Annotated in this window: 5 protein-coding genes; all 5 read right to left on the minus strand. The window is 60.9% G+C overall.

Annotated elements, in window-relative coordinates; translation table 11 throughout:
* Positions 1–104: 104 nt before the first annotated feature.
* Positions 105–1,679 (minus strand): bifunctional phosphoribosylaminoimidazolecarboxamide formyltransferase/IMP cyclohydrolase, encoded by a 1,575-nt coding sequence (purH, locus tag B4U49_RS01500; protein WP_078082820.1) that lies wholly within the window; start codon positions 1,677–1,679, stop codon positions 105–107.
* Between the two features lie 127 nt (positions 1,680–1,806).
* A complete protein-coding gene (fis, locus tag B4U49_RS01505) occupies positions 1,807–2,112 on the minus strand; it encodes a DNA-binding transcriptional regulator Fis (protein ID WP_143735464.1) in 306 nt (101 codons plus the stop codon).
* The gene (gene dusB, locus B4U49_RS01510) at positions 2,109–3,119 is read right to left on the minus strand and encodes a tRNA dihydrouridine synthase DusB (RefSeq protein WP_078082821.1); all 1,011 of its coding nucleotides are present in this window, start codon (positions 3,117–3,119) and stop codon (positions 2,109–2,111) included. Before dusB ends, fis begins: the two co-directional genes overlap by 4 nt.
* Before the next feature lie 225 nt (positions 3,120–3,344).
* Complete coding sequence (locus B4U49_RS01515) at positions 3,345–4,655, minus strand: DUF3426 domain-containing protein (protein WP_078082822.1); 1,311 nt, start codon at positions 4,653–4,655, stop codon at positions 3,345–3,347.
* Between the two features lie 111 nt (positions 4,656–4,766).
* Positions 4,767–5,657 carry a 50S ribosomal protein L11 methyltransferase gene (gene prmA / locus B4U49_RS01520; protein WP_078082824.1) on the minus strand — a complete coding sequence of 297 codons (891 nt, stop codon included), beginning with the start codon at positions 5,655–5,657 and terminating at the stop codon, positions 4,767–4,769.
* Positions 5,658–5,747 lie beyond the last annotated feature (90 nt).

Genomic DNA, 5,747 nt, shown 5'->3' on the forward strand with positions numbered 1-5,747 from the left:
CGTCCTGGCCGCATACGGTCTCGGGGAGGGGCGCCAGCCCCAGGATCTTCCCGTATAGCGCGGGAATATTACGTACCTGTTTCGGTAGTCGTCGGAATTGGCGCTTAGTGACGGAAGTGGCGCATACCGGTGAATACCATCGCCATACCGTGCTCGTCGGCAGCGGCGATGACTTCGTCGTCGCGCATGGAGCCACCGGGCTGGATTACGGCGCTGATGCCAACCTTGGCGGCATTGTCGATTCCGTCGCGGAACGGGAAGAAGGCGTCAGAGGCCATGACGGCGCCTTTTACTTCCAGGCCAGCGTGCTCGGCCTTGATCGCGGCGATACGCGCGGAGTTGACGCGGCTCATCTGGCCGGCGCCGACACCGATGGTGCGGCCGTCTTTGGCGTAGATGATGGCGTTGGATTTGACCATCTTGGCAACTTTCCAGGCGAACAGCAGTTCGTCGAGCTGCTCGTCGGATGGCTGTACCTTGGTGACCACTTTCAGGTCATCCTTGGCAACCATGCCGTTGTCTTTTTCCTGTACCAGCAGGCCGCCGGTGACGCGCTTGTAGTCGAATGCGGTGGGGCGCACGGCGCTCCATTCGCCGCATTCCAGCAGGCGTACGTTCTTCTTCGCGGATACTGCTTCCGCTGCAGCAGCGGAAACTTTCGGCGCGATGATGACTTCGGAGAACTGCTTGTCGACGATCAGCTGGGCGGTTTCCGCATCCAGTTCGCGGTTGAAGGCGATGATACCGCCGAATGCGGATTCCGGGTCGGTGGCGAAGGCCAGCTCGTAGGCGGTCTTGATATCTGCTGCTACAGCTACGCCGCAGGGGTTGGCGTGCTTGACGATGACGCAGGCCGGCTCGTCGAACAGTTTGACGGTCTCCAGGGCGGCGTCGGTGTCGGCGACGTTGTTGAAGGAGAGCTCTTTGCCCTGCAGCTGGCGCGCGCTGGATACAGACGCTTCTTCAGCGTCGGCTTCCACGTAGAAGGCTGCCTGCTGATGCGGGTTCTCTCCGTAGCGCATGTCCTGGGCTTTTTCGAACTGGACGTTGAAGGTGTTGGGGAAAGCTCGCGCTTCGTTGCTGGTGTTACGGGCGCCGAAGTGGTTGGCGATCATGCCGTCGTACTGGGCGGTATGTTCGAATGCCTGCACCATCAGGTCGTAGCGGGTCTCGTAGCCCAGCTGGCCGTCATTGCCTTTCATTTCCTCGATCACGGTGTCGTAGCTGTGGGTGTTGACCACGATAGCGACGTCTTTGTGATTCTTGGCGGCGGAGCGAACCATGGTGGGGCCGCCAATGTCGATGTTCTCGATGGCGGTGGGCAGGTCGCAGTTGGGGTCGGCGACGGTGGCCTTGAAGGGATACAGATTGACTACGACCATGTCGATGGGCTGGATGCCGTGCTCACCCATGACCGCGTCATCGGTGCCGCGGCGGCCGAGGATGCCGCCGTGTACTTTCGGGTGCAGGGTTTTGACCCGGCCGTCCATCATTTCCGGGAAACCGGTGTAGTCGGAAACTTCCACTACCGGGATGCCGGCTTCGCCCAGCTGGCGGAAAGTGCCGCCGGTGGAAAGGATCTCCACGCCCATGGAGGAGAGTTCGCGGGCAAATTCCACAATGCCGGTCTTGTCGGAAACGCTGATCAGCGCGCGGCGAACAGCCACCTTGTCAGTCATATCGCATCGTCCATCTAGGTCAGAAAAAATACGGAACAACAAATAGCAAGGGGGGATAGGCTGAACCCATCCCCCCTCGTCGAATTTTTACCGCCTGGGACGTCACTGTCCTCGGCGGCTGGCCGCCTTACAGCAGGCCGTAGCGCTTGAGCTTCTTGCGCAGGGTACCCCGGTTGAGGCCCAGCAGCTGTGCGGCGCGAGTCTGGTTGTGGCGGGTGTGCTTCATCACCACTTCCAGCATCGGCGCTTCAATCTCGGACAGCACCATATCGTACACATCGGTCACCATCTGACCGTCCAGGTGACGGAAGTAGTTTTCCATCGCCTGTTCAACCGCGTCGCGCAGCGACTGCTGCTGCGGTTGTTGAAGTTGAGTCTGGCCCCCGGTGGATGCCACATCACTGGCATCCGGAATCAGTGCTTCGTTATTCATGCCGCTTTTGCCCCTCTAGTTATTCGGCGTTCAAACCACTCACGAACGCTGGCATGTTGTGCTTCTGCGCAATCCAATTGGTTAAAGGTCTTGCGAAAGTTCTCGCTGTCAGCGAGCGTTTTCACGTACCAGCCCACATGTTTACGGGCGATACGTACCCCCATAACCTCACCGTAGAAACGGTGTAATTCACTCAGGTGAGTGATCAATATGTCCCTGACTTCATCCAGTGAGGGCTCCGGTAACCGTTCCCCTGTTGCCAGGTAGTGGGCGATTTCCCGGAAAATCCATGGACGTCCCTGAGCCGCACGGCCAATCATGACAGCAGCAGCGCCGGTGTAGTCCAACACCTTGCGGGCCTTCTCCGCGCCGGTGATGTCGCCGTTGGCGAAGACAGGAATCTTCACTGCGGACGCAATCTCGGCAATGGTATCGAATTCGGCCTGACCATGGTAGCCACAGGCGCGGGTGCGTCCGTGAACTGCCAAGGCAGAGATACCGATATCCTCGGCCATTTTGGCCACCGTCACTCCGTTGCGGGAATCCGGACACCAGCCAGTACGAATTTTCAGCGTTACTGGTACTGAGACGGATGAAACCACGGCTTCCAGAATGTCGGCGACCAGTTTTTCGTCACGCAGCAGGGCGGAGCCCGCTGCTTTTTTACACACCTTTTTTGCCGGGCAGCCCATATTTATATCGATGATTTGCGCGCCGCGCTCAACGTTGGCGCGCGCGGCATCGGCCATCATCTCCGGGTCGCCGCCGGCAATCTGAACCGAAATAGGACCCGCTTCACCACTGTGGTCCAGGCGCATTCTGGACTTGCGACTGTTCCACAGGCTGGTGTCTGAGGTCACCATTTCAGACACCACAAGCCCGGCGCCGAGCTCGCGGCACAGCTTGCGGAAGGGGCGATCGGTAACGCCGGCCATCGGTGCCAGGATCACTGGCGCCCCGATTTGGTAGGGGCCTATGGCAAAGCTGCTTGGCAATTCCGTGGGCAACTCGCCCTCCCGCAGGATCAGGTCTTGAATATTGGTGTGTCAAAAGAGCCGCCTATGATAGCGGCTGGCTCGCCGCTGGAAAAGCGAAAAAGCGCGCAAATTGTTCGATGGCTGGCCGTTTAGGGCGAAGTTTGTGCAACAAATTGTAGCAATACGCGCCATGAGCGCTGGTTGCAGCACGCACAGGGAAGTGGTCGCTTGAGGGCGGAGAAGTGCTCGCGATACCTACTGGGTGGCGATCCTCAGCTCGTAGTTCACCGCCTCGGGGCCGGGATCGACGATGTCGAGGGCGATATGCACCGGGTTGCCGGCGGGCATCAAGCGGCGTCCCGACAGCTCGCCCTTCAGGTATTCCTGCGGGGAGAAGTGGCGGCTGGCCACCGGCGCATTTTTGAGGTCAGTAAAGCGCAGCTGCAGGGTCGGGAACGGCTGATCGAAGGGCGCGCGATTGAGCAGCACCGCTTCCACGGCGAGGGCGCCGGGGATCTGCGGATGGCTGCGCACCACCAGATTGGAGGTGTGGATAGCTTCAATATCGACCTGGGCAGGAAGTTTGCAGCCCAGTACCGGGCAGGCCTGCGCATAAAGGGCCCGCCAGGGCTCCCGCTTGCTCAGTGTGTCGAAGCGGAAATACGCGGTCTGGGCGGCCAGTGCCAGCAGCATCACCGCGACGCCCAGGCCCCATACCCAGTTGGGGATCAGGTGGTGGCGTTTGGGCTGCCAATTGACCTCAATGGGCGCGGGGCCAATGGCGGATATCAGCTGGTCCCGGGGCAGCAGCGGTGCCTGGTCACGCTGGCTCGGGTCGATATGGTCGTCCGCGTCGTCGTTGCCTGTGGATAACTTTCGGGGAGGCAGGTCCGGGACCGCGGGATCCTGGGCGGAGAATTCCTCGGGCGGTTCTGCGGCCAGCGGAAACTCGTCTTCGTCGCGATCCAGCAGCGTCTCGTCGCTGAACAGGTCCTCGCTGAACGGGGGCTCATGGCCTTCGTTGTTAAGCATATTGGGCTCTGCGCCACCAATGCCGCTGGACTCCTCGCGTGCAATTTCCTCGGCCCAAGGATCGTCGCTGGCGGGGCTAAGGTTGTCGACGTCCAGGTTGAGTTCCCGGTCCAGGTCCAGATCCTGCTGCCGCTCTTCTTCGTCGGCATCCATATCCTGCCACTGGTGTTCGCCGAAGGCGTCGTCGATCAGTGGGTTTTCGCGGGTCTCTACGTTTTTTTCCTGCTGGGTGTCGGGGGCAGGGGTGGGGGCGCTGGCCTTTGTCTTGGGTAGCGCGTTTGCTTCCTCCGGGTCGTCGCCATCGAGTTCGATGTCGTCGTGGATTAGGAAATCGTCGTCTTCAAGCAGCTCGTCGATGGCTTTCTTGGTTGCGGCCGGGGTCGGGTCGCCTTCGTTAAAGACGATATTCTCATCGGCGCGGAAGACCTGCAGGCACGAGCCGCAGCGCACGGCGCCGCGAGCGGCACGCAGTTGCTGCTCGCTGACGTGGAAGGAGGTGCTGCAGTGGGGGCAGCGGGTGACCAGTTGCGACATGGATTTCGACGATTATTGCTTTGGCGGGGAAGTTTATCAGTCTGTAGGCCTGGCGCGTAGTGCGGGCGGGCTCTGTAGCTAGTTTTGTGGCGGCGCTACTGTCGCGAATACTTATCTCACCCGTGTCCCACTCAGGCGCACCCATTCTTCCTTCTCGCCATCTTGATCGAAATCAATCCACTGGCGATAGGCCGCCTTCACCTTCTCTGCCTGGCTGTTGAGAATACCGGATAGACAGATACGGCCGCCGACTTTGGTGCGCTCAACCAGCTGTGGCGCCAGTTCGACCAGTGGGCCGGCGAGGATGTTGGCGAGCATGATGTCGGCACTGCTGTCTGCGGGCGCGGGCGCTTTTTCAGGTAAGAAAACGGGGAATCGGTCCGGGTCGATGCCGTTGCGCACGGCGTTGTCGCGACTGGCGAGCAGGGCCTGGGGGTCAATATCGGTCCCCATGGCGGTGTCGGCGCCGAGCAGCAGCGCGGCAATGCCGAGGATGCCGGAGCCGCAGCCGAAGTCCACGGCGCTTTTGCCGCTGACGGGTTCATCGGCGAGCCACTGCAGGCACAGGAAGGTGGTGGGGTGGGTGCCGGTGCCGAAGGCGAGCCCTGGGTCGAGCATGATGTTGACGGCTTCAGGTGCGGGCGGCTCGCACCAGCTGGGGCAGATCCACAGGTTGTCGCCGCACTGGATGGGCTTGTAGTGGCTCATCCACTCCCGCTCCCAGTCTTTGTCTTCGAGCTGTTCCCAGCGGGCATTGGGGAGCAGTTCGCACAGGTGGGCGGCGGCTTTGGCTTCGGTGACGCTGGTATCGATCTCTGCATCGAACAGGCCGGTGACGAGGGTTTCGTCCCACAGCGGTGTTTCGCCGAGGCCTGGCTCCAGGATCGGTTGATCGGCATTGTCTTGCAGGGTGACGGAGACGGCGCCGGCAAATAGCAGAGCGTCTTCGATTTTTTCCGCCTGTTCGCGGTTGGTGTTCACTTTGAGTTGGAGCCAGGGCATTTCTTTTTGGATTCCGGGGCTGGTGGTGGCTTCGGTCGGGTCTGGTGGCGGCTCCACTGCCGGTAAGGCTTTGCGAGACACGCCGTAAAC

The sequence above is a fragment of the Microbulbifer mangrovi genome, from assembly GCF_002009015.1.
Lineage (GTDB): Bacteria > Pseudomonadota > Gammaproteobacteria > Pseudomonadales > Cellvibrionaceae > Microbulbifer > Microbulbifer mangrovi.

Bases quoted from the DNA above. Each gene is read 5' to 3' on its own strand.
- B4U49_RS01515 (WP_078082822.1), bottom strand. From the start codon at position 4,655: ATGTCGCAACTGGTCACCCGCTGCCCCCACTGCAGCACCTCCTTCCAC.
- purH (WP_078082820.1), bottom strand. From the start codon at position 1,679: ATGACTGACAAGGTGGCTGTTCGCCGCGCGCTGATCAGCGTTTCCGAC.
- prmA (WP_078082824.1), bottom strand. From the start codon at position 5,657: ATGCCCTGGCTCCAACTCAAAGTGAACACCAACCGCGAACAGGCGGAA.
- fis (WP_143735464.1), bottom strand. From the start codon at position 2,112: ATGAATAACGAAGCACTGATTCCGGATGCCAGTGATGTGGCATCCACC.